General features: G+C 71.6%; 20 protein-coding genes. 8 read left to right on the top strand and 12 right to left on the bottom strand.

What is annotated here, in order from left to right; all coding sequences use genetic code 11:
• The first annotated feature begins 63 nt into the window (after positions 1–63).
• Complete coding sequence (locus ACZ60E_RS18170; RefSeq protein WP_469441806.1) at positions 64–705, top strand: hypothetical protein; 642 nt, start codon at positions 64–66, stop codon at positions 703–705.
• Between the two features lie 64 nt (positions 706–769).
• On the opposite strand, the gene ACZ60E_RS18165 is transcribed toward ACZ60E_RS18170, so the two are convergent.
• From ACZ60E_RS18165 to ACZ60E_RS18140, 6 genes are all read right to left on the bottom strand, one after another.
• On the bottom strand, positions 770–2221 hold the full coding sequence (locus ACZ60E_RS18165) for a S28 family serine protease (protein ID WP_384807952.1): 1452 nt from the start codon (positions 2219–2221) through the stop codon (positions 770–772).
• A 118-nt stretch (positions 2222–2339) separates the two neighbouring features.
• Complete coding sequence (locus tag ACZ60E_RS18160; protein WP_384807950.1) at positions 2340–2723, bottom strand: hypothetical protein; 384 nt, start codon at positions 2721–2723, stop codon at positions 2340–2342.
• Positions 2724–2918: 195 nt separating this feature from the next.
• Entirely contained in the window at positions 2919–6647 is a 3729-nt protein-coding gene (locus tag ACZ60E_RS18155) for an ABC transporter ATP-binding protein (RefSeq protein ID WP_469441564.1), read from the bottom strand.
• A 102-nt stretch (positions 6648–6749) separates the two neighbouring features.
• Complete coding sequence (locus ACZ60E_RS18150; protein ID WP_469441563.1) at positions 6750–7790, bottom strand: esterase-like activity of phytase family protein; 1041 nt, start codon at positions 7788–7790, stop codon at positions 6750–6752.
• A gap of 89 nt (positions 7791–7879) precedes the next feature.
• Positions 7880–8233 carry a hypothetical protein gene (locus ACZ60E_RS18145; protein WP_469441562.1) on the bottom strand — a complete coding sequence of 118 codons (354 nt, stop codon included), beginning with the start codon at positions 8231–8233 and terminating at the stop codon, positions 7880–7882.
• Positions 8230–8583, bottom strand: coding sequence for a hypothetical protein (locus ACZ60E_RS18140; RefSeq protein WP_469441560.1), 354 nt, complete (start codon positions 8581–8583; stop codon positions 8230–8232). Before ACZ60E_RS18140 ends, ACZ60E_RS18145 begins: the two co-directional genes overlap by 4 nt.
• 162 nt (positions 8584–8745) lie before the next feature.
• On the opposite strand from ACZ60E_RS18140, the gene ACZ60E_RS18135 reads away from it, so the two are divergent.
• From ACZ60E_RS18135 to ACZ60E_RS18115, 5 genes are all read left to right on the top strand, one after another.
• The gene (locus tag ACZ60E_RS18135; RefSeq protein ID WP_469441558.1) at positions 8746–9540 is read left to right on the top strand and encodes a helix-turn-helix domain-containing protein; all 795 of its coding nucleotides are present in this window, start codon (positions 8746–8748) and stop codon (positions 9538–9540) included.
• Positions 9533–9760 (top strand): DUF397 domain-containing protein, encoded by a 228-nt coding sequence (locus ACZ60E_RS18130; protein ID WP_469441556.1) that lies wholly within the window; start codon positions 9533–9535, stop codon positions 9758–9760. Before ACZ60E_RS18135 ends, ACZ60E_RS18130 begins: the two co-directional genes overlap by 8 nt.
• Before the next feature lie 51 nt (positions 9761–9811).
• Positions 9812–12106: an ArnT family glycosyltransferase gene (locus ACZ60E_RS18125; RefSeq protein ID WP_469441553.1), complete on the top strand. Its 2295-nt coding sequence runs from the start codon at positions 9812–9814 to the stop codon at positions 12104–12106.
• 248 nt (positions 12107–12354) lie between these two features.
• On the top strand, positions 12355–13158 hold the full coding sequence (locus tag ACZ60E_RS18120; protein WP_453792649.1) for an endonuclease I family protein: 804 nt from the start codon (positions 12355–12357) through the stop codon (positions 13156–13158).
• Positions 13159–13391: 233 nt separating this feature from the next.
• Positions 13392–14822, top strand: coding sequence for an FG-GAP and VCBS repeat-containing protein (locus ACZ60E_RS18115; RefSeq protein ID WP_469441548.1), 1431 nt, complete (start codon positions 13392–13394; stop codon positions 14820–14822).
• Between the two features lie 80 nt (positions 14823–14902).
• Here ACZ60E_RS18115 and ACZ60E_RS18110 read toward each other — a convergent pair whose 3' ends face one another.
• Genes ACZ60E_RS18110 through ACZ60E_RS18100 form a run of 3 tightly spaced genes read right to left on the bottom strand, consistent with a single transcriptional unit; the run spans position 14903 to position 19028 of the window.
• The gene (locus tag ACZ60E_RS18110) at positions 14903–16591 is read right to left on the bottom strand and encodes a thiamine pyrophosphate-binding protein (protein WP_469441545.1); all 1689 of its coding nucleotides are present in this window, start codon (positions 16589–16591) and stop codon (positions 14903–14905) included.
• The gene (gene speB / locus ACZ60E_RS18105) at positions 16588–17556 is read right to left on the bottom strand and encodes an agmatinase (protein ID WP_469441543.1); all 969 of its coding nucleotides are present in this window, start codon (positions 17554–17556) and stop codon (positions 16588–16590) included. The genes ACZ60E_RS18110 and speB overlap by 4 nt, the downstream gene beginning before the upstream one ends.
• A complete protein-coding gene (locus ACZ60E_RS18100; RefSeq protein ID WP_469441541.1) occupies positions 17553–19028 on the bottom strand; it encodes a sodium:solute symporter family protein in 1476 nt (491 codons plus the stop codon). The genes speB and ACZ60E_RS18100 overlap by 4 nt, the downstream gene beginning before the upstream one ends.
• Before the next feature lie 138 nt (positions 19029–19166).
• On the opposite strand from ACZ60E_RS18100, the gene ACZ60E_RS18095 reads away from it, so the two are divergent.
• A complete protein-coding gene (locus ACZ60E_RS18095; RefSeq protein WP_469441539.1) occupies positions 19167–20699 on the top strand; it encodes a PucR family transcriptional regulator in 1533 nt (510 codons plus the stop codon).
• 229 nt (positions 20700–20928) lie between these two features.
• On the top strand, positions 20929–21726 hold the full coding sequence (locus ACZ60E_RS18090; RefSeq protein WP_384807930.1) for a phosphatase: 798 nt from the start codon (positions 20929–20931) through the stop codon (positions 21724–21726).
• On the opposite strand, the gene ACZ60E_RS18085 is transcribed toward ACZ60E_RS18090, so the two are convergent.
• The 3 genes from ACZ60E_RS18085 to ACZ60E_RS18075 form a co-directional block, all read right to left on the bottom strand.
• Positions 21723–22613 carry an acyl-CoA thioesterase gene (locus tag ACZ60E_RS18085; protein WP_469441536.1) on the bottom strand — a complete coding sequence of 297 codons (891 nt, stop codon included), beginning with the start codon at positions 22611–22613 and terminating at the stop codon, positions 21723–21725. The genes ACZ60E_RS18090 and ACZ60E_RS18085 overlap by 4 nt on opposite strands.
• A 46-nt stretch (positions 22614–22659) precedes the next feature.
• The gene (locus tag ACZ60E_RS18080) at positions 22660–23817 is read right to left on the bottom strand and encodes an acyl-CoA dehydrogenase family protein (RefSeq protein WP_384808009.1); all 1158 of its coding nucleotides are present in this window, start codon (positions 23815–23817) and stop codon (positions 22660–22662) included.
• A 142-nt stretch (positions 23818–23959) separates the two neighbouring features.
• Entirely contained in the window at positions 23960–24571 is a 612-nt protein-coding gene (locus tag ACZ60E_RS18075) for an SACE_7040 family transcriptional regulator (protein ID WP_384807926.1), read from the bottom strand.
• Positions 24572–24580: the final 9 nt, after the last annotated feature.

The raw sequence follows: 24580 nt of genomic DNA, 5'->3' as shown, positions 1-24580 counted from the left end.
GCCATGCGCGACGCACGCGGCGCGGGCGCACACCGCGCGAGGTCCGCCGACGCGACGGCGGCGATGCTGTGCGCGCCGCTGGTGTGCGCGCTGCTCATGCTGGTGCTGGCGGCCCTCGCGGGGTGCGGGCAGCCGTCGGGGGCCGACGGCGACGGTGACGCGCGGCGGACGACTCCCGTTCCGGTCCCGACCCAGGCCTCGGGATACGGGGTGGTGTTCCTCGGGATCGACGAGTGCAGTTCGTTCGGGCGCGAGTCGTTCACCGAGGTGCCGTGCACCAGCGAACGGGCGGCGGCGCGGGTGATCGCGCGGCACGACGGCAGGGCGGGCGAGGGCCGGCCCTGTCCCGCCACCACGGACTTCGTGCTGCACATCAGCGAGCAGCGGCCCTCCGCCGACGAGGACGGCGACGGCTCGGTCCCGCAGGGGTACGCCTGTATGCGCAACCTGGAACCCCCGCACCCCGGCGACCCGGGCGGCGGCGGAGGCCCCCGCACGATCGTCGGCGACTGTGTCTACGGCGCGGGTGCGGGCGAGGTCCGCGAGACCGCGTGCGCCGGCCCGAGCGGTGGCCCGAGCGGCGGCAGGGCCCCCGAGTACAAGGTGACCGGGGCCGTGGAGCGGCGCTCCGACTGCCCCGCGTCCACCGAGCTGTACGTGCAGCTCGGCGGACCGGAGCCGGTGGGCTGCGCCCGCCCGTTGTAGCCCGGGGGCTCGTGGCCCGGGGGCCGGACGGACGGGCGCGGCACCGAACGCGTGACCGGAACGGCTACGGACGGAGCTGACGCTCGACCGTGCGCTTGTCCAGCTTCGAGTCCCACTTGGCCAGCGGCTTCGCCTTCTCCGGGTCCGCCTGGACCGCGGCCGTGGCGACGCCCGCCCACTCCAGGATGCGGGCCGTGGCGAGGGCCTTCTCGTCGGCGACGAGACCCGCGACGTTGGCGCCGTGGTTCAGGCCCGGGGCCGTGAACACGTACGAGTCACGTGCGCCCTTGCCGAGGCGGAACGGCTCGGCGCCCCACGGGTCGTTCTGCCCGTACACGAACAGCATCTGGTTCGCGTTGTGCTTGACCCAGGAGTCGACGCTGCGCATGACGCCGGGCTGGAACTTCATCTTGATGTCGCGCGGCACGAAGTTCCGCGGCGGCTGGTAGCCGTAGCGGATGTACTTCTTCTCGATGTGCGGGAAGACGATGGTCGGCGCACCGAGCTGCGTGCCCGCCTGGTAGTAGTACGGCGTGTAGGGCGACAGGCCCTGGTCGGTGTAGAACGAGAAGCCTGAGATCGTGTCGATCGACGTCCAGATCTCGTCGTCCGTGGCGTTCTTCGCGTCCGCCGGGATCGTGTCGCAGTCGGCGAGCAGGCTGTACTGCCAGAAGCCCCACACGTAGTCGAGGACGACCGCCTCGTACGCCCGGTCCAGGCTGCCGATGGTGGTGAAGGTGTAGCCCTCGGCGGCGGCCAGTTCCTTGTACTTCTTCTCCAGCGCGGTACGGCGTACCAGCGCCTCGCGCTGCACCGCGTTCAGCCGGGTGCGGCACTCCTTGGTGCCGACCTTGGCGAAGAACCGGTCGTACGCCGAGTCCTCCTTGTTCACCACGTCGTTGGGGGCGACGTACGCGACGACGCCGTCCATGTCACGCGGGTAGAAGCGCTCGAAGTAGGTGGCGGTCATGCCGCCCTTCGAACCGCCCGTGGAGACCCACTTCTTGTCGTAGACCGGCTTGAGGGCCTTGAAGATGCGGTGCTGGTCGCTGGCCGCCTGCCAGATGTCGAGCTTCGACCAGTCCGCAGGCGCGGGCCGGGACGGAGTGAAGTAGCGGTACTCCATCGAGACCTGGTTGCCGTCCACGATCTGGGTCGGCTCGCGGCGGCTCGGGGTCGTGGAGACGTTGTAGCCGCCGGTGTAGAAGACCGTCGGGCGGGCGGTGTCCTTGTGCAGCACGGTGATGCGCTGCTGGAAGGTGCCCTTGGACGGGTGCCGGTGGTCGACCGGCTGGGTGTAGTTGAGGACGAAGAAGCGGTAGCCCGTGTAGGGCTTCTCCTCGATCAGGCTCATGCCCGGTATCGCGAGGAGGCGGTCCTTGATGTCCGCCGACTCGTCCGTGACGAGGTTGGTTGCGGTGGCGGCGTCCGGCTGGGCGGCGGTGGCCGCCCCGGCCGTGCTCACGGTGCCTATGAGCACCACGAGGGACAACAGCCATCTGAGCGTCTTGCGCATGCGTTCTCCCCTGAATACGCAGATGTCCGCCGGAACTTAGCCCAGCAACAGCTGTCACACCAGGGGATGTTGCGGACATTACCGTCAGGTCGGTGCGAAGACCGCACGACTTGGGGGTTCAGCAGAGGATCCAGCCCGTGCTGACCGTGCCCGGGCCGACGGCCCCCGTGACCCGTACGCAGCGGTGGCCCGCGTGCACCCGTACGGGACCCGCGTACCGCACGAACCGGCCCGCGTTCGGCACGCGCTCGCTCCCCCGGGCCTGGACGCTCACCATCATGTAGCGGCGGGCGCCCACCTTCTTGGGGTAGGTCACCGCGCACACGTAACCGCGCTTCTTGTGGACGTCCACATGGCCGGTGGAGAAGGGCAGGGTGCGCACCTTCCGCCCGGCGCACGGTGACGCCGCCGAGGCGTCGCCCACCGGGCCCGCGAGTGCCAGCAGCCCGGACGCCGTCAGCACGGCGGTACCGAGCGTGAGGCGTCGGCGTATCGCGCCCATGTCCACTGGTGTCCCTCCACGGCCCGCGGCGGCTGATGCCCTGCTTCGACGTACTGCTGTACGGACGCATGGCGTACGGCGAACGGTTGCCCTACCCGCCGGTTGCGGCTTTTCTGCGTGTTCATGGCGCATTCGCGGTGTGTCCGGGCCGTCTTCGAGGGGTGTCCGAGCGTCTTCGCGGGGTGGCCCGAGCCGTCAGGTCGCGGTGCGGACCGGGTCCGGCTCCCCCACGAACGTCCGCCACAGGCGCGCGTACCGGCCGTCGAGCGCGAGCAGTTCGTCGTGCGTACCGTCCTCCGCGACCCGGCCGTCGGCCATCACCACGACCCGGTCCGCGCGGGCGGCCGTGGTCAGCCGGTGGGCGACGACCAGGGTGGTACGGCGGCCCGCGATGCGGTCGGTGGCCTGGTTGACCTGGGCCTCGGTGGCCAGGTCGAGCGCGGCGGTGGCCTCGTCGAGGAGCAGGATGTCCGGGTCGACGAGTTCGGCGCGGGCCAGCGCGATCAGCTGGCGCTGGCCGGCGGAGAGGTTGCGCCCGCGCTCGGCGACCTCGTGGAGGTAGCCGCCGTCCAGCGTGGCGATCATGTCGTGTGCGCCGACCGCGCGGGCCGCCGCCTCCACCTGCGCGTCCGTGGCGTCGGGACGGCCGTACGCGATGGCGTCCCGGACGGTGCCCTGGAAGAGGTACGCCTCCTGGGGGACCACACCGAGACGGTGTCGGTACGAGGTCAGGTCGAGCGAGCGCAGATCCGTGCCGTCGACCGTGACCCGGCCGCCGGTCGGGTCGTAGAACCGGGCCACCAGCTTCACCAGGGTCGACTTGCCCGCGCCGGTCTCCCCGACGAACGCGACGGTCTGCCCGGCGGGGATGCTCAGCCGCACCCCGCTGAGCGCCTCCTCGCTCTCCGTGGCCCCGTCGGCGGACCCGTACGCGAAGTCGACGTCCTCGAAGGCGATCTCGCCCCGCAGGGACAGCACCTCCAGCGGCTCGGCGGCGGCCTTCGTGGAGGTCGGCTCCTGGAGCAGCTCCTGGATCCGGCCGAGGGAGACGGTCGCCTGCTGGTAGCCGTCGAAGACCTGCGAGAGCTGCTGCACGGGGGCGAAGAACAGATCGATGTAGAGGAGGTACGCGACCAGCGCACCGGTGGTGAGGGTGCCAGCGTCGACGCGCCCGGCGCCCACGACGAGCACGGAGGCGGCGGCCACCGCGGACAGCAGCTGCACGAACGGGAAGTAGATCGAGATCAGCCACTGCCCGCGGATCCGCGCCTGGCGGTAGCTGTCGCTGCCCTCCGCGAAGCGCCGCCCGCCCGAGCCCTCGCGCCGGAACGCCTGGAGGATCCGCAGCCCCGACACCGACTCCTGGAGGTCCGCGTTCACCACGGACACCCGCTCACGGGCCAGTTCGTACGCCTTCACGCTGGACCTGCGGAAGAAGAACGTGCCGACGATCAGCGGCGGCAGCGTCAGGAAGACGATCAGCGCGAGCTGTACGTCGATGACGAGCAGCGCGCCCATGATGCCGAAGAAGGTGACGACCGACACGAAGGCGGTGACCAGACCGGTCTGCAGGAACGTGGACAGCGCGTCCACGTCCGTCGTCATCCGGGTCATGATCCGGCCGGTCAGCTCCCGCTCGTAGTAGTCGAGCCCGAGCCGCTGGAGCTGCGCGAAGATCTTCAGCCGCAGCGAGTACAGGACCCGCTCGCCCGTGCGGCCGGTCATCCGGGTCTCGCCGATCTGCGCCGCCCACTGGACGAGCACGCTGATCAGGGCGATCACCGAGGCCGCCCACACACCGCCGATCGCCATCTCGGAGACGCCCTCGTCGATGCCGTGCCGGATCAGGACCGGCAGCAGCAGGCCCATGCCCGCGTCGACGGCGACCAGGCCGAGGCTGACGAGCAGCGGGAGCCCGAAGCCCCGCAGCAGGCGCCGCAGCCCGTACGACTCCTCCGGGGTGACCGCGCGCGCCTCGTCGACGCCGGGGGTGTCGGTGGCGGGCGGCAGGGCGTCGACCTGGGCGAGGAGGCCGGGGGTCGCGGGCATACCGGCCAGCGCGGTGTCCTTGGGTTCGCGGTCGCCGGTCCACAGGTGCGGGGTGACCCCGCGCTCGGCGTCGAACTCGGCGTCCAGCTCGTCCCGTACGGAGGTGTCCTCCTGCGGACAGGACGGCGTGGTGTGACCGGGCGAGACCCCGCCCAGTTCGTCCGGGTCGGTGAGCAGGCGGCGGTAGAGCGGCGAGCGCTCGGTCAGTTCCTCGTGGGTGCCGAGGTCGGCGAGGCGGCCGTCTTCGAGGACGGCGATGCGGTCGGCGAGGTTCAGGGTGGAGCGGCGGTGGGCGATGAGGAGGGTCGTGCGGCCCGCCATGACTCCGCGCAGGGCCTCGTGGATCTCGTGCTCGACGCGCGCGTCGACCGCGGAGGTCGCGTCGTCGAGGACCAGCAGGCGCGGGTCGGTGAGGATCGCGCGGGCCAGGGCCACGCGCTGGCGCTGACCGCCGGAGAGGGTGAGTCCGTGCTCGCCGACCTTGGTGTCGTAGCCGTCGGGCAGCGCGGAGACGAAGCCGTGCGCCTGGGCGGCGCGGGCGGCGGTCTCGATCTCCTCGCGGGTGGCCTCGGGGCGGCCGTACGCGATGTTGGACCCGACGGTGTCCGAGAAGAGGAAGGAGTCCTCGGGGACGAGTCCGATCGCGGCCCGCAGCGAGTCGAGGGTCAGCTCGCGCACGTCGAGGCCGCCGATGAGGACCGCGCCGCCGGTCACGTCGTAGAAGCGGGGCAGCAGCAGGGAGACCGTGGACTTGCCGGAGCCGGAGGAGCCGACGACCGCGAGGGTCTCGCCGGCGCGGATCTCGAAGCTGAGGCCGTCGAGGACCGGGCGGTCGTCGTCGTAGGCGAAGGAGACACCGTCGAACTCGACGGTCGCGGGCGCGTCGGCCGGAAGGCCCTTCGTGCCGTCCTCCATGGACGGCCGGGTGTCGATGAGCTCCAGGACGCGTTCGGCACCGGCGCGGGCCTGCTGTCCGACCGTGAGGACCATGGCGAGCATGCGTACGGGGCCCACGAGCTGGGCGAGATAGGAGGAGAAGGCGACGAACGTACCGAGGGTGACCTCGCCCTGCACCGCCAGCCAGCCGCCGAGGGCCAGCATGGCGACCTGCCCGAGCGCCGGAACGGCCTGGAGGGCCGGGGTGTACTTGGAATTGAGCCGGATCGTACGCAGCCGCCCCGCGAAGAGCCGCCGCCCGATCTCCCGGAGCTTCCCGGTCTCCTGGTCCTCCTGCCCGAAGCCCTTCACCACCCGTACGCCGCTGACCGCGCCGTCGACGACCCCGGCCACCGCGGCGGCCTGCGCCTGCGCGTACCAGGTCGCCGGGTGCAGCTTGGAGCGGCTGCGCCGGGCGATGAACCAGAGGGCGGGGGCGACGGCCAGCGCGACGAGGGTGAGCGGGAGGGACAGCCAGGCCATGATCCCGAGCGAGATCAGGAAGAGCAGGATGTTCCCGACCGTCATCGGGAGCATGAAGAGCAGGCCCTGGATGAGCTGGAGGTCGCTGGTCGCGCGGCCCACCACCTGGCCGGTCGACAGCTCGTCCTGACGCCTGCCGTCGAGGCGGACGATCGTCTCGTACATGTCGGTGCGCAGGTCGTGCTGGACGTCGAGCGCGAGCCGGCCGCCGTAGTAGCGGCGGATGTAGGTGAGGACGTAGACGAGGACGCCCGCGCCGATGAGCGCGCCCGCCCACGGGGCCATGTCGCGGGTGTGGTCGCCCACGACGTCGTCGATGATCACCTTGGTGATGAGGGGCACGACGGCCATGACGGCCATGCCGGCGAGCGAGGCGCCCAGCGAGAGCACGACGTCCTTCGGGTACCGCCACGCGTACCCGGCCAGCCGCCGTGCCCATCCCCGCTGCGTTGTCACTCCTGATGCCTTCCCTCGTCCGGCCTGATCGTCCGGAAGGCACCAACACGGATCGAAGCGGATTTCATCCCTCCGCAACAATCGGGGGCGTGCGCGGAGGGATCAGGGGCGCACGCGGAGGGAGTAGAAGCGGGTGGTCTGGGTGGCGCCCTGGTTGTCGTCGCTGACGAGGAGGACACGCAGGGCGCCCCGGCTGCCGCCGGTGACGGCCATGCCCTCGATGTTGTCGAGCAGCGGATTGGGCTGCGGCTGCTTGGCGGTCGCGCCGAGGGAGGGGCAGTCCGCGATGTCGGCGAGGAGGGTCTTACGGACGAGGCGTACGCCGTCCCGGCCGGTCAGGGTGTCGATACGGGAGGTGTCCGTGGCGTGGCGGACGTCGGCCAGGTAGAGGCGGACGGTGTTGCCGACCCCGGCGGTGAAGCCGCGTTCCAGGACGAGGAGGCGGCCGTCGGGGGTCGCGGCGCTCTCGACGAGCCCGAGACCGGTGTCGGTGCGGTAGCCGTACTGGGCGGCGAGCCGGAAGTCGCTCCTGCCGTGCCGCTGCCAGGTCTGGAGGCGTACGACGCCGGGGGTGTCGCCGGACAGGGAGCCCTCCATGCCGGCCAGCAGGGTACGGCCGCCGGGCAGCAGGGTCAGCGCCTCGAAGGTCTGGTTGGCGGTGGCGCGGCCGGTCGGGGCGACGCGCAGGGCGTCCGGCACGGGGAGGCGGCCGAGGATCGTGCCGTCGCGGCCGTAGCGGCGTACCGACGGCTCGGTCTCGGACGACACGAGCCGGGTGCCGTCGCGGTCGACGACGAGCCCCTCGGAGTCCAGCGCGGCCCCGCTCTCGTCGGCCAGCGGGACGACGGAACGCGGACGCAGGGTCTTCGGGTCCAGGGTGAAGAGCGAGGACCGGTCGGACAGCGCGGCGATCGCCCCGTCCCGGTCCACGGCCAGCGCGGAGAAGTTGCCGACGAACGTGCCCTCGTACGTCGTCTTGTCGAGGGCGTCGGAGAAACGCTCGATGGAGACGGCGGGGGAACAGGCGTGGCCGCGCGACGGGTCGGCGGGACCGCTGTGGGCCGTGGCGGGCCCGGCGGCGGTGACGCACGTGGCCGCCACCAGGCCGGCGGTGAGGGTGACGAGTACGGATCTCAGACGCATGGCGTCACGGTAGGGGGAGGGTGGTTGAGCGGGAGGGTACGGGCCGTGAACCTTCGCGGAAGGGGGCTGAATCCGGCCTCCGGGACAGGTCACTCGACGTACGGGTGACCTGCGAGGTCGTGGGCGTCCGCGTGGACGGCCGGAGTGATGCGGGCGCCCCGGCTCTCCGCGACGCGGTGCACGTCCATGAGCGCTTCGGCCAAACGGGCTGCCAGGTAACGGAGTTGATCTGCGGTGGCCCGGCGATCGGCGAGCAGGTCGCCCGCGTGGTCGAGCAGTCCGGCCGTCATGTCGAGTTGCACGCTCTCGATGCGGTCGGCCGTACGGGAGAGGTGGCTCGTCCCGTCCCCGATGAGATAGCAGGGCTTGCCCTCGTCACCGGCCCACGGCAGCAACCTGGCCACCCGGACCGGTCCTCCCGTGCCCGCCCGGTCGCCGGTCACGCGGACACCTCCATGCCGTGGATCAGCCGCGGGCCGATGTCGACGCCGCGCGTGGCGAGCCACAGGGCGCGCCGACGGGCCCGCTGGTGCCGCACCTGCTCGTGTCGCTCGCCTTGCTCACGTCGCTCTCGCTGCTCGTGCTCCACCAGGTAGGGGCGGACCATCACGTGGTCCTCGCCACGCAGGGGGCGGCAGCCGACGCGGTGGGCGGTCTGCCCCTGCGCGCCCGGGGAGGCGCGGTGCCGCCCCCGCCTGGACGCCACCTCGGCCACCGGCAGTCGGTGCCGTCCCCTGCCCGGAAAAAGCAATCGCAGCAACGGCTCGACGAGCCGGCCGATACGGTGCTCCATGTCGTCAATTTCCTTTAGCTGGTTGATGACCGCGCCCCCGGACCGGTTGCACGGTCGCGGGGGTATCGCTGTGTGTAGCGAACTCGTCACAGCGTGACGCCTGCTCGGCTAGCCTCGCCAGGGGGTGCGGTGTGACCAGGCATTTGTCACAAAGGAGTGGCCATGACCAGCACGTACGGTGACTGGCTCAAGCAGCAGCGCGAGACGGCGGGGCTGACGCAGCAGGAGCTGGCGGACGCGGCGGTGATGACGCGTTCGCACATCTCGCACATCGAGGCGGGGCGCCGCGTTCCGTCGCATGAGGACGCGCGGCGCCTCGACAAGGTCCTGAACACGGGGAACGTGCTGAGCAGCTTCCTTCCCGCGGAGGACGCGGCGGTCGCCGACTACTTCGAGGCGGCCCGCCTGCTCGAACAACAGGCGGTGATGATCCGCGAGTTCGCCCTGTCGTTCGTCCCTGGCATCCTCCAGACGGAAAGGTACGCACGTGCGGTCCTGGGCACGTCGTTCCCTCCGGCGGGTGAACAGGAATGTGACAGGCTCGTTGTCACACGCCTGGAGCGCGCCAAGTTCCTCACGGATCCTGTGAGCCCGGTGGTCTGGGTCCTGCTGGACGAGGCCGTTCTACGCCGCGTCGTGGGCGGCCCGGATGTCATGGCGGAGCAGCTCCGCCACCTCGTCCACCTGGTGGAGAGTGAGCGGGTCCGCGTGCATGTCGTGCCGTTCGCCCTGGGATCCCATCCGCTGATGGAGGGCATGCTCAGCATCATGTCGTTCGAGGACCAGCCACCGGTGGCGTACAGCGAGGGCTTCCACATGGGCAAGCTGCACGACTCGCCGTCCGTGGTGCGCGAGTTGGACCACCGCTACGCTCTCGCCTTGAGCGACGCGATGCCGCTCACGGAGTCATTGGCCCTGCTGAGGGCGACAGCGAAGGGTTACGAACACCATGACTGACCGGATATCCACCGGCACCCCGCCCCTGCGAGGCTGGCGGAAGTCCTCGTACAGCAACAGCGAGGGCGGCAGTTGCCTGGAGGTCGGCGACGGGCACCCGGCCGGGGTTCCCGTGCGGGACTCCAAGGACCCCCACGGCCCCGTCCTCCTCATCCCGGCCAGGGACTGGGCCTCGTTCATCGCCGCCCTCAAAGCCGAAGGCGACCCCGCTCACAGGTGAGGCCCAGCTTGACCACAGGCCCCGCCAAAACCGGCCGCGCACGATGAGCTCGTGACATCTGCCACCGATCCGTACCCCCACGCCCCCGAGGCCGTCCCCTCGACGCCTCCCGACGAGCCGGTCGCGCGGCCGGACAAGGCGCCCCGCTGGTCGCTGCCCGTGCTGGCCGCGATCCTCGTCCTGGCCGGCGTGCTGTACTCCTGGAACCTCTCCTCCTCCAGCCTGAACAGCTTCTACAGCGCCGCCGTGTTCAGCGGCACGCAGAGCTGGAAGGCGTGGTTCTTCGGCTCGCTGGACGCCGGGAACTTCATGACCGTGGACAAGCCGCCCTTCGTCCTGATGGTGATGGGCCTGTCCTGCCGCGTCTTCGGGTACGGCACCTGGCAGATGATGCTGCCGCTGGTCGCCGCCGCCCTCGGCACGATCTGGATCCTGCACGCGTCGGTCAAGCGGGTCTGGGGCCACGCCCCGGCCGCCGTCGCCGCGCTCGTCCTCGCGCTCACCCCGATCACCGTCGCCATCAACCGCGACAACAACCCCGACACCCTGCTCGTACTGCTGATGGTCGGAGGCGCGGCCCTGGCCCTGCGCGCCGTCCGCAACGGCAAGCTGCTGCCGCTCGTCGGCGCGGCCGTGTGCTTCGGGTTCGCCTTCAACACCAAGATGCTCCAGGGCTACATCGCCCTGCCCGCCGTCTTCGCCGTCTACCTGTACGCGGCCGAGGGCGGCCTGCTCCGCCGCGTACGCAACCTCGCCGTCGCCGCGGTCGCACTGGCGGTCTCCAGCTTCTGGTGGGCCGCCGCCGTGTCGTTCGTGCCCGCCTCCGAGCGCCCGTACATCGGCGGCTCCACGGACGGCACCGCCTGGGACCTGATCATGGGCTACAACGGCCTCGGCCGCGTCCTCGGCGGCGAGGGCAACGGCGGCGGGGGCGGAGGTGGCGGCGGGGGCGGCTTCTCCGGCACCGCCGGGATCGGCCGCATGTTCAACGACGTGCTGGGCGGCCAGATCTCCTGGCTCCTCCCCTTCTCCGCGATCGCCCTCGCCGGCGGCCTCGTCCTGCGCGGACGCGCCCCCCGTACGGACCTCACGCGTGCCGCGCTGATCCTGTGGGGCGGCTGGACCGTGCTGCACTACTTCACGTTCAGCCTCGCCGAAGGCACCATGCACCCGTACTACACGACCGCCCTCGCGCCCGGCATCGCGGCGCTGTGCGGAGGCGGCGGAGCGATGCTCCTGCGCGCCTTCCGCACGGGTGACGTCAAGCGCTGGTCCTGGGTGCTGCCCGTGGCGTTCGCCGCCACCGGCGTCTGGGCCGTCGTCCTGCTGCGGCGCGCCACCGACTGGAACACCTGGCTGTGGCCGGCCGTCGCGGTGGTGATGGTCCTGGCGATCGTGGGCCTGTTCCTCTTCCGGACGGGTCGGCGGACGCGGCTGCTCACCGCCGCGGTGGCCGCCGCCGTCGTCGCCTCCCTCGCCGGGCCCACGGCCTACGCGGCCTCGGTGACCGCGAGTTCGGGCGGCGGCATGAACGGTACGAACCCGACGGCCGGCCCCACCACGGGCGGCGGCATGGGCGGCGGACCCGGTGGCGGTGGGGGCGGTGGCCGTGGCGGCCAGGGCGGCTTCCCCGGCGGCGGTGGCGGCCAGGCCCCCGGCGGCCAGCAGAACGGCCAGCAGCAAGGCGGTCAGCAAGCCGGTGGTGAAGCCCCCGGCGGCGGCCAGATGGGTACGCCTCCCGACGGAGCCCCCAGTGGCGCCCCGAGCGGTCAGCAGCAGGGCGGCACCCCGCCGAACAGCACCGGCGGCACCGCCGAAACCGGCGAGCAGGGCAGCGGTGGCACCGCCCAGCCCGGTGGCGCGGGCGGCGGCGGAGGCATGGGCGGAGGCGGCGGAATGGGCGGTGCCGACAGCGCCATGACCTCCTATCTGGAGGAGCACCGCGACGGCGCCAAGTGGCTGGTCGCGGTGTCCAGTTCGCAGAGCGCGGCCCAGCTGATCGTCAGTACGAAGCAGCCCGTCATCTCCATGTGGGGCTGGTCCGGCAGTGACAAGGCCATGACCCTCGCCAAGCTGAAGGAGCTCGTGAAGAAGGGCGAACTGCACTACATCGTCCTCGGCGGCGGAGGCATGGCCGGAGGCGGCGGCATGGGCGGCGGCGACTCCGACAGCGTCAGCGCCGAGGTGACCGCCTGGGTGCAGAAGCACGCGACGGCGGTGAAGGCGAGCGAGTACAGCAGCGATGCGTCGGCGCCCTCCGGCAGTTCGGACAGTTCCGACAGTTCCTCCGCCGACTCCCAGAACACCCAGTCCCTCTACCGCCTCGACGCCAAGGACGTCAACTAGGGCCTCCCCTAAGCCAGTTGGGGAAAACCCTGACCCTTCGCAACCCCTGGACCGGAAACGTCCAGGGGTTGCGTCGTATGCGAGAACGTCACACAATCGACCCCTTCCCGTTACGCAACCGACCTCATGTCCATGCCACTCTCCCGATTGACCGAACTGTCAACACGCGTAGAACGCGGGCCCGTTGCCCCTCACCACTGCGGGCCCCGCGTACCGGCGCGTGCCGTTCTCGGGAAAGGGCACCCCATATGTCCGTTGCGCAGATTGGCAAGTGGAAGGCGCTGGCAGCAGGCGTCTCCGCCGTCCTCGTCGGCCTCACCCTCCCGACGGTCGCCGCGACCCCCGCCGCGGCCACCACCACCGCGTACGACGACACGTACTACGCGAACGCGATCGGCAAGACCGGCACGGCCCTGAAGGGTTCGCTGCACACGATCATCAGCAGCCAGACGAAGATCTCGTACTCCGCGGTCTGGGAGGCGCTCAAGGTCACCGACCAGGACCCGAACAACAGCAGCAACGTGGTCCTGCTCTACTCCGGCATCTCCCGCAGCAAGTCCCTCAACGGCGGTGACGTCGGCGACTGGAACCGCGAGCACACCTGGGCCCAGTCCCACGGCGACTTCGGCACCTCCGCGGGCCCCGGCACGGACCTGCACCACCTGCGGCCCGAGGACGTCCAGGTCAACAGCATCCGCGGCAACAAGGACTTCGACAACGGCGGCAGCAGCTTCACCAACAGCGGCGGCAGCCTCACCGACTCGAACTCCTTCGAGCCGCGCGACGCCGTCAAGGGCGATGTCGCCCGGATGATCCTCTACATGGCCGTCCGGTACGAGGGCGACGACTCCTGGCCCGACCTGGAGCCCAACGACGCCGTCACCAACGGCAGCGTCCCGTACCACGGCCGCCTCTCGGTGCTGAAGCAGTGGAACGACGAGGACCCGCCCAGCACCTCCGAAGAGCGCCGCAACGAACTGATCTACAGCAACTACCAGCACAACCGGAACCCGTTCATCGACCACCCGGAGTGGGTCGAGGCGATCTGGTAGCCCGGCCAGGGCCGCACTGAACCGACAGTGAGTGGCGCTGAACCCCCGGTCACCAATGGGGAGTTCAGCGCCACATCTGTCTCTGCGGTTACGAATCCATGACATTGAAGCGCACAACCGGTGGCGCCCCGATCGAGTCGAACTCAGTGAACGCGGCATTCCGCACGCAAAGCGGAATCCGACGACCGACGAACGTCGACAGATGGACGTCGACCGACTCGAAAGGCTCACGTATGTCCCGAGCACACCGCCGAACCCGTACCGCGCTCAGCGCTCCCCTGGCAGCGGCCGTGCTGCTCGCCGGAGGATTCGGCGCGATGGCCCTCACCGGGGCCTCGGCCCAGGCGGCCACCAAGGCGGCCCCCGCGGCGGCGGACGCGCAGGACGACTTCAACGGCGACGGCTACGCCGACCTGGTCGTGGGCGCCCCGGACGGCACGATTTCGAGCAAGGCCAAGGCCGGTTACGTGGCCGTCACGTACGGCTCCGCCAGCGGTGTCTCCGCCGCCAACAAGCAGCTCATCAGCCGCTCCACCAGCGGCGTTCCGGGCTCCGCCACCGCGAGCCAGCGCTTCGGGTCCTCCTTCACCAAGGGCGACCTGGACGGCGACGGCTTCAGCGACCTGGTGATCTCCGGCGGCAAGGCCGGCTCCGTGATCCTGTGGGGCTCCGCCTCCGGGCTCACCGGCGGCACGGCCCTGGCCGGCTACAGCTCCCCGCAGACCGGCGACTTCGACGGCGACGGCAAGACGGACCTCACCCTGTTCGCCTACCAGGCCGTCGAGGGCGACGACCCCGTGAACGCCACCGGCACCGTGTGGAAGGGCCCCATATCGCGTGCCGGGACGCCCGCCTCCACCCTGCCCCTCCTGAAGTCCGGCCAGACGATCAGCGGCCCCGTCAGGACCACCGAGTCCGGCGACGTCAACGGTGACGGCAAGGACGACATCGTTGCCTACCACTACGAGGGCGACGGCGTCTGGGGCAACCGCCTGCTCCTCGGCGGCGGCAGCGCGGGCTTCAAGGGCGCCTGGGTCCCCGGTGAGGCCGCGGGCAACAAGATGGGCACCGGCGTCGGGGACGTCAACAAGGACGGCTTCGACGACGTCGTGGTCGGCAACGACTGGGGCAGCGGCAAGGTCAAGGTCGCCCTCGGTTCGGCCACCGGCCTGTCCGAGGACCGCGTCCAGACCTTCGACCAGGACTCGCCCGGGTTCCCCGGTGCCGAGGAGGAAGAGGACGAGATCGGCGCGTCGGTCTCGGTCGCGGACGTCAACGGTGACGGTTACGCCGACATCGCGCTCGGCATCCCGGGCGAGGACGTCGGCGACATCTACGACACCGGCTCGGTCGCCCTGGTCCCCGGCAGCGCCGCCGGTGCCACGGGCGCCGGGACGCAGGTCTTCCACCAGAACACCGCCGGAATTCCCGGAGTCGCCGAGAACAGCGACGAGTTCGGTGTGAGCACCGCCCTGCTGGACCTCAACGGCGACGGTCACCGCGACCTCGCGGCCGGCTCCACCGCCGAGAACGAGCAGAACGGCGCGGTCTGGATCCTGAACGGCACGGCGAGCGGCCTCACCGCCACCTCGTCGTTCGCGTTCGGCGCGGGCACCCTCGGCGCCCCCGCCACGGCCGCCCACTTCGGCGCGTACCTGCGCTGACCGATCGGCCTGCGGGCACCGGAGGTGGGGCGGCCCCGTGCCGCCCCACCGTCATGTCCGCCCCCGTAAAAGGGGATTGCTCAGCCCAGGTGCGTCGGCGCGAACATCCGCAGCAGCGCCGGCAGCACGACCACCGAGGGGCCGGGCGTGGCGAGGGCCTTGGCGAGGTCGGCGGCGAGGGTGTCCGGGGTGGTCCGTACGCCGGGGACGCCGAAGGACTCCGCGAGCGCCACATAGTCCGGGCGGGTCAGTTCCGTGGCCGTGGACTGCCCGAAGGCGTCCGTCATGTACTCGCGCAGGATGCCGTACCCGCCGTCGTCGACGATCAGCCAGGTCACGTCGAGGTCGTGCTGCCTGGCGGTGGCGAGTTCGGCGATGGAGTAGAGCGCGCCGCCGTCGCCGGAGACCGCGAGGACGGGGTGGGTGGGGTCGGCGACCGCGCCGCCGACCGCCGCCGGGAAGGCGTAGCCGAGGCCGCCCGCGCCCTGGGCGGAGTGCATGGTGTTGGGGCGCCGGGCGTCGAAGGCGGACCAGGCCCAGTAGGCGAGGATCGTCATGTCCCAGAAGCTCGCCGAACGGTCGGGCAGGGCTTGCCGGACGGCCGCCAGCACCTGCTGTTCCAGGGTGAGTTCCTGCGCGTCGATCCGTTCGCGGACGAGGTCGAGCACGGTCCGTACGCGGTCCGCGGCCGTCTCGTCCTGCCGCTGCTCCGTGATGGTTTCGAGCAGCGCCGACAGGCCGAGGCGGGCGTCGGCGTGGATGCCGAGGGCGGGGTGGTTGGACTCCAGCTTCCCGAGGTCGGCCTCGATCTGGATCACCCGGCCGCGGGGCTTGAACGTGTAGTAGTTCGAGGAGAGTTCGCCGAGCCCCGAGCCGACGACGAGGAGTACGTCGGCGTCCTCCAGGAAGTCCGTGGTGTGCCGGTCCTCCAGCCAGGACTGCAGCGAGAGCGGATGGTTCCAGGGGAAGGCGCCCTTGCCGCCGAAGGTGGTGACGACGGGCGCGTTCAGCCGCTCGGCGAGCTGCCGCAGCTTGCCCGACGCGTCGGCGCGTACGACTCCGCCGCCCGCGATGATCACCGGTCGGGCCGCGTTCGCGAGCAGGTCGGCGGCCACGGCGGTCAGCTCGGGGCGCGGCGGCAGGTCGTGGGGCGCCGCGTCCACGGCGGTCACGACGGGCAGGGCCGTCTCGGCGAGCAGCACGTCCTGCGGGATCTCCACCCATACGGGCCCGTGCGGGGCGGTGAGCGCCGACTCCCAGGCCTCGGCGATCGCGGAGGGGATCTGCGACTGCGTACGGACCGTGTGGACGGACTTCACCACGCCCCGGAACGAGGCCTGCTGGTCCGGGAGTTCGTGGAGGTAGCCGTGCCGGCCGCCGCCGAGGCCCGCGCCCGGGATCTGGCTGCTGATGGCGAGGACGGGGGCGCTGGCCGCCGCCGCCTCCTGGAGCGCGGCCAGCGAGGTCAGCGCGCCGGGACCGGTCGACAGGAGCAGCGGGGCGGCCTCGCCGGTGATCCGGCCGTACGCATCCGCCGCGAACCCGGCGTTGTTCTCGACCCGCAGGCCGATGTACGCGAGGTCGGAGCGGCGCAGCGCGTCGAACATGCCGAGCGCGTGCTGGCCGGGGAGCCCGAAGACGGTGGTGGCGCCGAGACCGGTGAGGGTCTCCACGACCAGGTCTCCGCCGTTGCGGCCGGGCGGCGGGTCGAGCGCGGCCTCCGTCTGCTCCGGGGTCGGGCGGAGCACCAGGTCGTGGTCGTGGGTCACTGCGCTCGGGCCTCTGCAATCTGGCGGGACATGATGGTGGTGAGTTCGTACGCCGTGTGGGACGCGGCGACCGAGGTGATCTCGGCGTGATCGTACGCGGGGGCGACCTCGACGACGTCCGCGGAGACAAGGTGGCAGGAGGCGAGGCCGCGCAGGATCTCCAGGAGTTCGCGGGAGGTCATGCCGCCCGCCTCGGGCGTGCCGGTGCCGGGCGCGTGGGCCGGGTCGAGGCAGTCGATGTCGATGGAGATGTAGAGCGGGCGGTCGCCGATGCGCCGGCGCAGCTGGTCGGCGACCTCGTCGGCGCCGCGCCGGTAGATGTCGGCGGAGGTGACGATGCCGAAGCCCATCTTCTCGTCGTCGGTGAGGTCCTGCCGTCCGTACAGGGGCCCGCGGGTGCCGACGTGGGAGAGGGCCTCGGTGTCGAGGATGCCCTCCTCGACGGCCCGCCGGAACGGGGTGCCGTGCGTGTACTCGGCGCCGAAGTAGGTGTCCCAGGTGTCGAGGTGCGCGTCGAAGTGCAGCAGCGCGACCGGGCCGTGCTTGCGGGCGACCGCGCGCAGCAGCGGCAGCGCGATGGTGTGGTCGCCGCCGAGGGTCATCAGCCGGGCGCCGGTGCCGAGGAGTTCGTCCGCGGCACCTTCGATGGTCTCCACGGCCTCGTTGATGTCGAACGGGTTCGCGGCGATGTCACCGGCGTCCGCGACCTGCGCGAGGGCGAACGGCGAGGCGTCCTGCGCCGGGTTGTACGGCCGCAGCAGCCGGCTCGCCTCACGGATCGCGTTCCCGCCGAAGCGGGCGCCCGGCCGGTAGGAGACGCCCGCGTCGAACGGCACGCCGACCACGGCGACGTCGGTGGTGCCGACCTCGTCGAGGCGGGGCAGCCGGGCGAAGGTCGCCGGTCCCGCGTAGCGCGGTACGCGGGAGGAGTCGACGGGCCCGCGGGGCGTCTCGTTGGTGTTCATCGGGTGACACTCTCTTCCTTGAGTTCGGCGGCGGGCTCGGAGCCGCGGCCCGCGAGGCGTTCGCGCCAGGCGGCGAGCACCGCCGCGTCGGTGGCGGGCGTGGCGAGGGAGACGATCACGTACACGGCGAGGGAGGCGAGGAGGCCGTAGTAGACGGGCTCGTTCGCGAGGATGCCGTAGGTGGCCATCAGGCCGACGACCGCGACACCGCCGACCGCGACGGCGGCGAGGGCGCCCTGGGCCGTGCCGCGCTTCCAGAGCAGCCCGCCGAGGATGGGCACGAGGAGGCCGCCGACGAGGAGGTTGTAGGCGACGGTCAGGGCCTCGACGACGTTGTTGAGCGCGATGGCCGTAAAGACGACGGCGATGCCCATGACGAGGATGAAGATGCGGTTGCCCTTGACCTCGTCGTGTTCCTCGCCCCCGTCGCCGCCCGGCCGGACGGCTCCGCGCAGCCGCGACCAGATGTCGTTGTTGGCGACGGTCGCGCAGGCGATGAGGGCTCCGGAGGACGTGGACATCACGGCCGCGAGGGCGGCGGCGAGCACGAGTCCCCGTACCCCGACGGGCAGTTCGTCCTTGACGATGGTGGCGAAGGCGTCGTCCGGGCTGGCCAGCTTCGGGTAGAGGACCTTGGCGGCCGTGCCGATGACGGCGCCGGCGAGCGCGTACACCAGGCAGTAGGTGCCCGCGACGGTGCCGCCCCACTTGGCGGTCCTGTCGCTGCCCGCGGTGAAGACGCGCTGCCAGATGTCCTGCCCGATCAGCATGCCGAACGTATAGATGAGCACGTACGTGAAGATCGTCTCGCCGCCGATGCCCAGCGGGTCGAAGTAGCCGGTGGGCAGCTGCGCCTTCATCTCGCTGAACCCGCCGGCCTTGACGACGGCGATGGGCAGCAGCAGAAGCAGCACACCGATCGTCTTCACGACGAACTGCACCATGTCGGTGAGGGTGATGGACCACATGCCGCCGAGCGTCGAGTACGCGACGACGATCGAGCCGCCGAGGATGATCGCGACCGTCCGGTTCATGTCGAAGAGGACGTCGAAGATGGTGGCGTACGCGATGGTCGACGTCACCGCGAGCATGAGGGTGTACGCCCACATGACCAGGCCCGAGATCACCCCGGCCCGGCCGCCGTAGCGCAGGTCGAGCATCTCGGAGACCGTGTAGACCTTCAGCCGGGCGATGCGCGCCGAGAAGAAGAGGGACAGGGCGAGGAGCCCGAGGCCGATGGTGAAGACCATCCAGGCGCCGGAGAGCCCGTACTGGTAGCCGAGGCCGACGCCGCCGATGGTGGACGCGCCGCCGAGGACGATCGCGGCCATCGTGCCCGAGTACATCGTCGGGCCGAGCCGGCGTCCGGCGACCAGGAAGTCGCTCTTGGACTTGGCGCGGCGCATGCCCCACCAGCCCATGGCCAGCATCCCGGCGAGATAGACGACGATCACGGTGTAGTCGACGGCCATGGGGCCCTCCTGGCTGGCTGATCGCTCGTGTGCACCGGGGTGGGCGGCTGCCCTGACCCGCGGTCTCCGGTCGCCACGACATTAGGTGGCCGGAAAGCAACGCTGAAGTGTACGTTTCATCCACTGTCACAGGATCCGATGGAGGAAACGTCCACCATGCCGGACGCCGCCGTTCCCGCAGTCCCGCCCACCCCGCCGGTCGCGCTCGCCGCCCTGCTGGCCCGGGAGGATCTCGGACTGCGGCAGATCGCGGGCCCGGCCGATCCGGCCACGGTGATCCACTGGGCGCACACCTCGGAGATGGCGGACCCGTACCCGTACCTGCTCGGCGGCGAACTGCTGCTGACGGCGGGCGTGCACATTCCGCAGGCGGCGGGATCGGGCACCTACTTCGACGCGTACGTGTCCCGGATCGTCGCGGCGGGCGGCGCCGCCCTCGGCTTCGGGGTGGCGCCGGTGCACGACACGGTGCCGCGGGCCCTGGTGGAGGCCTGCGACCAGTACGGGCTGCCGCTCGTGGAGGTGCCGCCCCGGACGACCTTCTCCGGCGTGGCACGGGCGGTCTGGCAGCTCATGGCCCAGGCCCGGCACACCGAACTGCGCCGCGTCACGGAGGCCCAGCAGAGCCTGGCCGCCGCCGCTGCCCGCCCGGACCCGGTCCCGTCGGTGCTCCGGCAGCTCGCCCAGCGGACCGGGGGCCGCGCCGCGCTGTACGCCCCGGACGGCGGGGAGGTGGCCTCTGCGGGGCGGCTGCCGGGGCCCGGGGCGGGGGCGGAGGTGGGTGCGGCGCTGGCGGGGCTGGTGGCGGTGGTGCGGCCCGGCGGCGACGGCGGTCCGGGCCTCGGCAGCGGTCCGACGCCGTCCTCCGCGAGCGACACCGTGGCCGGGGTCCATCTCGCCGCGTACGCCCTCGGTACCGGCCAGGGTTTCGTCCTGGGCGTGGCCGCCGCGCGCCGCGATCCGGGCGACCACACGATCGCCTCCGTCGGCGCGGTCCTCCTCTCCCTCCTCACCGGGGAGCACCAGAGCAGTACGGGCGCGGCCCGCTCCTCGGCGCTCGTCCGCATGCTGCTGGGCGCCGCGCCGCAGGAGGTCGCTCCGCTGCTGGACCCCGGCGAACTGTGGGTCGTCGTGCACGCGCGCCCCGACGGCCCCCCGCCGGACGCCGTGGCCGCGTCGGCGCTCGGGGCGGCACTGGGGTCTCCACTGGTCGACGTGGCCGGTGACGTCGTACGGGTCCTCGTCCCCGCGGGTCACCGCGAACCCGTCGCCCAGCCCGGCTGGACGTGCGGGGTGAGCGCGGCCGTCGCCCCGGGCGAGTGGGGGGGTGCCGACACGCAGGCCGCTCGCGCGCTGTCGCGGGCGCGGGCCGTGCGGGAGCCGGTGGTCCGGCACGGGGATCAGCCCGGGCTGGCCGGGCTGGTCCCGCCCGACGAGGCCGCCGCGTACGCCCGTGCGGTGCTCGCCCCCATCGCGGCGAACCCCGCCCTCGCGGAGACGCTCCGCACCTGGCTGTCCCTGCACGGCAGCTGGGACCGTACGGCGGTGGCGCTCTCGGTCCACCGCAACACGGTCCGCCAACGGGTCGCCCGCGCGGCGACCCTCCTGAACACGGACCTGGACGACCCGGACGTCCGCATGGAGCTCTGGTTCGCCCTGCGCGCCACCTGATCGCCTCAGGGGCTCCGCCCCCGAACCCCCGGTCCTCAAACGCCGGACGGGCTGAAACGAAAAGCCGGGGCGCAGCCCCGCTTTTCAGGGGCGCGGGGAACTGCGCGACCAGCCCCCACCGGCCCGCATCCGACAAACACCCCACCCCACCCCCAAACCCCCGAGTGACTCAAATCCCACGGTTCGATACCCGGCACCACCCAGCGGAGCGCACCGGCAGAATGGGGGTATGCCGATACCCGTGACCCCCAGCCGCGCCGACCTCCTCGACCACCTCGTCCAGACGCGTATCGCGGGCAACGTGGCCACTCCCCGCGAGAACAACCTGTCCCACTACCGCAAGCTGGCCAACGGCGACCGCAACTACTGGCTCGGTCTGGAGCTCGGCGACCGCTGGACCGACGAGCAGGACGTCCTCGCGGTGATGGCGGAGCGGTGCGGCGTGAACGACGACCCGGAGTACCGGTACGGCCAGGACACCATCGACCCGGAGCTGACGGTCGACGCGCTGGAGCGCATGGCGGGCCGCCTGCGCAAGGCCGCCGCCGGCAGACAGCGCGTGCTGTTCGCAACGGGCCACCCGGGCGGCCTGCTCGACGTGCACCGCGCGACCGCCGCCGCCCTGCGCGCGGCCGGCTGCGAGATCGTCGTCATCCCGGACGGCCTGACGACGGACGAGGGTTACGTCTTCCAGTTCGCCGACGTCGCCGTCCTGGAGCACGGCGCGACCCTGTGGCACACCCACTCGGGCGAGCCGATGCGGGCGATCCTGAAGGGCCTGGAGGGCGAGGGCAGCCCCCTGCCCGACCTGGTCGTCGCCGACCACGGCTGGGCGGGCTGCGCGGGCCAGCTGGGCGTGGACTCCGTGGGCTACGCGGACTGCAACGACCCGGCGCTGTTCCTCGCGGAGGCGGAGGGCACGGTCCAGGTGACCGTCCCCATGGACGACCACGTCACGAGCCCCCGCCACTACGACCCGATGACGGCGTACCTGCTGGACGCGGCGGGACTGACCGCAGGCGACTAGGGCCTGTCCCGCGGGATGCGGACCACGCCTTCCTGGATCACCGTGATCGCCAGCTGTCCGTCCCGCGTGTAGATACGGGCCTGCCCGAGCCCCCGCCCCCCGGACGCGGACGGCGACTCCTGGTCGTACAGGAGCCATTCGTCGGCGCGGAACGGGCGGTGGAACCACATCGCGTGGTCCAGGGAGGCCCCGACGACGTCCCCGGTGACCCAGCCGCCGCGCCCGTGGGCGAGCAGCACGGAGTCGAGGAGCGTCATGTCGGAGACGTACGTGGCGAGGCAGACGTGCAGCAGCGGCTCGTCGATCGCGCCGTCGAGCTTGCCGTTCGTGCGGAACCAGACCTGCGAGCGCGGTTCGCGCGGCTTGCCGACGCTCGCGAACGGCGGCGCGTCGACATAGCGCAGGTCGACGGCGGCCCGCGCCTCCAGCATCCGCTGGGCGACACCCTGGTCCCCGTACGCCTCCAGGTACCGCGGCAGCATCTCGTCCGTGGTCTCCAGCGTCTCCGGGTCGGGCGCGGGCGGCATGGCGGCCTGGTGGTCCATGCCCTCCTCGTACGTCTGGAACGACGCGGAGAGATGGAAGATCGGCTGTCCGTGCTGGACGGCGACCACCCGGCGGGTCGTGAAGGACCGGCCGTCGCGGATGCGGTCGACGGTGTAGACGATGGGCGCGCCCGCGTCCCCGGCGCGCAGGAAGTAGGCGTGCAGGGAGTGGGCGAGCCGGTCCGCGGGGACCGTACGCCCCGCGGCGACCAGTGCCTGCGCCGCGACCTGCCCGCCGAAGACGCGCGGGACGACGGCGAAGCGTGACTGACCGCGGAAGATGTCCTGCTCGATCCGCTCGAGGTCGAGCAGATCGAGCAGGCCCTCAAGTGCCTGACTCATGCGTCAGTTGTACCGTGCAGTCGTTTCCCGGATGGTTTCGCGAGCCTTACAGGCCCATGTTCTTCGCGATGATCGACTTCATGATCTCGCTGGTGCCGCCGTAGATGCGGTTGACGCGGTTGTCCGCGTACAGGCGGGCGATCGGGTACTCGTTCATGAAGCCGTAGCCGCCGTGCAGCTGGAGGCAGCGGTCGATGACGCGGTGCGCGACCTCGGTGCAGAACAGCTTCGCGGACGCGGCCTCGGCGGCCGACAGCTCGCCCTGGTCGAGGGCTTCCAGCGCGCGGTCGGCGACCGCCTGGGCGGCGTCGACCTCGGCCTGGCAGGCGGCCAGCTCGAACTTGGTGTTCTGGAAGTGCGAGACGGGCTTGCCGAAGACCGTGCGCTCGAGCACGTACTCCTTGGCGAAGCGGACGGCCGCCGCGGCCTGCGCGTACGCGCCGAAGGCGATGCCCCAGCGCTCGGAGGGCAGGTTGCCGCCGAGGTAGGAGAAGCCCTTGTTCTCCTCGCCGAGGAGGTCCTCGACGGGCACCTTGACGTCGACGAACGCCAGCTCGGCGGTGTCGGAGGTCTTCAGGCCGAGCTTGTCGAGCTTGCGGCCCACCGAGTAGCCCTCGGCCTTGGTGTCGACGGCGAAGAGGGAGATGCCGAAGCGGCGGTCCTCGGCCGTGGACGGGGAGGTGCGGGCGCAGACGATCACGCGGTCGGCGTGCACGCCACCGGTGATGAAGGTCTTGGCGCCGTTGAGGACGTAGTGCGTGCCGTCCTCGCTCAGCTTCGCGGTGGTCTTCATGCCCGCGAGGTCGGAGCCGGTGCCCGGCTCGGTCATCGCGAGGGCCCACATCTCCTCGCCGGAGACGAACTTCGGCAGGAAGCGCTTCTTCTGCTCGTCGGTGGCGAGCGCCTTGATGTAGGGCAGGCCCAGCAGCACGTGCACGCCGGAGCCGCCGAAGGAGACACCCGCGCGGGCGGTCTCCTCGTACATCACGGCCTCGAACTTGTACGAGTCGATGCCGGCGCCGCCGAACTCCTCGTCCACCCGGATGCCGAAGACGCCCAGCTCGGCGAGCTTGTAGTAGAAGTCGCGGGGCGCCTGGCCCGCCGCGAACCACTCGTCGTAGACGGGGACGACCTCGGCCTCGATGAAGGCGCGCAGGGTCTCCCGGAACGCCTCGTGATCTTCGCTGAACACCGTACGGCGCACCGCCGCCACCTCCGCCTGGCTCAAGTTTCCATGTCCGAGCGCATACCTAAGCGCTTGCTCAGGCCTACGTTACCGGCCGGTCACGACCATCGTCCAGACCGGACCCCGCAGGCATCCAGAGACGCTCGTCACGCCCGGCCACTCAGGGCACCTCCGGCGCCCCGGGCTCCCCGGCCGCCGCGAACGCGCCCCTCGCCATACGGTGCAACAGTTCCGCCGTGCCCGCCCGTCCGGGCAGCGACCCGGGGCGCCCCAGATGCGGTGTGGAGTTGAGCAGTCCGAAGACCGAGTGCACGGCCGAACGGGCGCTCGGCTCGGCCAGTGCGGGGTGGATCTCGCGCACGACCGTCACCCACAGCTCGACGTACTGCCGCTGCAGCTGCCGTACGAGCTTGCGGTCGCTGTCGCGCAGGCGGTCCAGCTCGCGGTCGTGCAGGGTGATCAGCGGGCGGTCGTCGAGCGCGAAGTCGATGTGCCCCTCGATGAGCGAGTCGAGGAGCGCCTCCGGACTCCCGCCGGCCTCCGCCACCCGGAGCCTGCCGCCGGTCAGCAGCTGCTCGCTGATCCCCACCAGCAGCTCGGCGAGCATCGCGTCCTTGCCGGCGAAGTGGCGGTACAGGCCGGGCCCGCTGATGCCGACCGCGGCGCCTATCTCGTCGACGCCGACCCCGTGGAAGCCGCGTTCGGCGAAGAGCCGGGCGGCTTCCTTGAGGATCTGCTCGCGGCGGGTGGGGGCGTCGGTTCTGGTGGCCATGGAAGCAAT

The organism is Streptomyces sp. NPDC102514, from assembly GCF_055584525.1.
This window is presented reverse-complemented; position numbering and strand designations above follow the sequence as displayed.

Coding starts and splice junctions, on each gene's coding strand:
- ACZ60E_RS18150 (WP_469441563.1), bottom strand. CDS start 7,790: ATGCGTCTGAGATCCGTACTCGTCACCCTCACCGCCGGCCTGGTGGCG.
- ACZ60E_RS18090 (WP_384807930.1), top strand. CDS start 20,929: ATGCCGATACCCGTGACCCCCAGCCGCGCCGACCTCCTCGACCACCTC.
- speB (WP_469441543.1), bottom strand. CDS start 17,556: ATGAACACCAACGAGACGCCCCGCGGGCCCGTCGACTCCTCCCGCGTA.
- ACZ60E_RS18165 (WP_384807952.1), bottom strand. CDS start 2,221: ATGCGCAAGACGCTCAGATGGCTGTTGTCCCTCGTGGTGCTCATAGGC.
- ACZ60E_RS18100 (WP_469441541.1), bottom strand. CDS start 19,028: ATGGCCGTCGACTACACCGTGATCGTCGTCTATCTCGCCGGGATGCTG.
- ACZ60E_RS18075 (WP_384807926.1), bottom strand. CDS start 24,571: ATGGCCACCAGAACCGACGCCCCCACCCGCCGCGAGCAGATCCTCAAG.
- ACZ60E_RS18160 (WP_384807950.1), bottom strand. CDS start 2,723: ATGGGCGCGATACGCCGACGCCTCACGCTCGGTACCGCCGTGCTGACG.
- ACZ60E_RS18170 (WP_469441806.1), top strand. CDS start 64: ATGCTGTGCGCGCCGCTGGTGTGCGCGCTGCTCATGCTGGTGCTGGCG.
- ACZ60E_RS18120 (WP_453792649.1), top strand. CDS start 12,355: ATGTCCGTTGCGCAGATTGGCAAGTGGAAGGCGCTGGCAGCAGGCGTC.
- ACZ60E_RS18130 (WP_469441556.1), top strand. CDS start 9,533: ATGACTGACCGGATATCCACCGGCACCCCGCCCCTGCGAGGCTGGCGG.
- ACZ60E_RS18095 (WP_469441539.1), top strand. CDS start 19,167: ATGGAGGAAACGTCCACCATGCCGGACGCCGCCGTTCCCGCAGTCCCG.
- ACZ60E_RS18135 (WP_469441558.1), top strand. CDS start 8,746: ATGACCAGCACGTACGGTGACTGGCTCAAGCAGCAGCGCGAGACGGCG.
- ACZ60E_RS18115 (WP_469441548.1), top strand. CDS start 13,392: ATGTCCCGAGCACACCGCCGAACCCGTACCGCGCTCAGCGCTCCCCTG.
- ACZ60E_RS18140 (WP_469441560.1), bottom strand. CDS start 8,583: ATGGAGCACCGTATCGGCCGGCTCGTCGAGCCGTTGCTGCGATTGCTT.
- ACZ60E_RS18085 (WP_469441536.1), bottom strand. CDS start 22,613: ATGAGTCAGGCACTTGAGGGCCTGCTCGATCTGCTCGACCTCGAGCGG.